Consider the following 514-nt stretch of genomic DNA (forward strand, 5'->3'; position numbering starts at 1 on the left):
AGTTTTTATAAGCTAAATTTGGACATCTAAGCATAACTTTAGGTATTCAATAAGAAATAAAGGTAGGTGCAATGATGAATATTAGGGAAAACATAGAAAAGAGTGAAGAGTATAGTATAATACCACAGGGCTCAAAATCTAAAAACTCTATGGGTAGGGCTAGAAGTGAAGAATTAGATGAAGTTAGAACTGACTATATGATTGACCGAGATAGAATAATACACTGTAAATCCTTCAGGAGGCTAAAGAGAAAGACTCAAGTATACATTAAAACCTGGAGCGACCACTATAGAACCAGGCTTACCCATACCTTGGAAGTGGCACAAATTGCAAGAACTATAGGTAGAGGCATAGGGCTAAATGAAGACTTAATAGAAGCTGTAGCACTAGGTCATGATATTGGACATGTTGCCTTTGCTCACAGTGGAGAAGAAGTACTTAATGAATTACTTACCAATGGTTTTAGCCATAACCAAAATAGTGTTAGGGTATTAACACATATAGAAAATAATGG

The 514-nt window shown here is 35.4% G+C and carries 1 pseudogene (cut by a window edge); it reads left to right on the forward strand.

The features are described 5' to 3' along the window. The first annotated feature begins 74 nt into the window (after positions 1-74). A pseudogene (locus B2671_RS06175) lies at positions 75-514 on the forward strand (deoxyguanosinetriphosphate triphosphohydrolase); it runs 528 nt beyond the window's last position.

Origin of the sequence: Clostridium sp. UBA5119 (assembly GCF_002414285.1) — a bacterium.
Taxonomy (GTDB): domain Bacteria; phylum Bacillota; class Clostridia; order Clostridiales; family Clostridiaceae; genus Clostridium_J; species Clostridium_J sulfidigenes.